The 728-nt window shown below is 36.7% G+C and carries 1 protein-coding gene; it reads left to right on the forward strand.

The features are described 5' to 3' along the window. Positions 1-397, forward strand: a 397-nt coding sequence (locus I8U21_RS14830) for a hypothetical protein (protein ID WP_198054203.1), incomplete at its 5' end; no start/stop codon positions are given. Between the last annotated feature and the right edge of the window lie 331 nt (positions 398-728).

Genomic DNA, 728 nt, shown 5'->3' on the forward strand with positions numbered 1-728 from the left:
ATTGAACAAACATATGAGTGTGAGAAGCGTTGACCATGTTTCCTATAATGACGGAACTGCCAAAGACACGAGATATACCGGAAATGTTCCTTCCATCTTTGACGTGTTGAAGAATGGAGGGAATGAAAAGTATATCTTGGAGGTGACCGGTGAAATATATGAAAACGGCGGACAGACTCCCGAAAATATCAAGTCATTTCTAAAAGAATTAAGGGATATGAATTTTCATGAGATCGGATTCGAATTCCATGTTTACGATGACCGGTTAAACGCTGATCTTGCCAAAGATGAAAATAAATATTTGTTATATCGCTATAACATTCACATCCCAAACATCCAAAAAGTGAATATCGAAAACCTTGATTTGGATCAATATAAAACCGTGATCCAACATTAAAAAAGATGGGCAGAAAATTTGTTCTGTCCATCTTTTTGCCTTATCGCAAGTCGACAAAGGATAATTTATCAAGTTATTCCTTCATTTTTTAACTCAAATATGGAATTTTTTATTATAATTATTAATATTGGCAAAAGAAAAAGGAAGAAAATCCATCGATTTCAAAGTCTTTAATGAAACGGACTCACAGGTAAAGAGGTGAAAGGTTGCCAAGATGAAAAGATTACGTGACGGGAGCCTTTTGTTCTTGTTTCTTTTCGCTGCCATGGTTATTTTTCCGGTTTCAGCCCATGCCGGCGGCGGAGGATTTGAGGTTCCCGAAATCAATGAG

This window comes from Thermoactinomyces sp. CICC 23799 (assembly GCF_016055145.1).
Lineage (GTDB): Bacteria > Bacillota > Bacilli > Thermoactinomycetales > Thermoactinomycetaceae > Thermoactinomyces > Thermoactinomyces intermedius.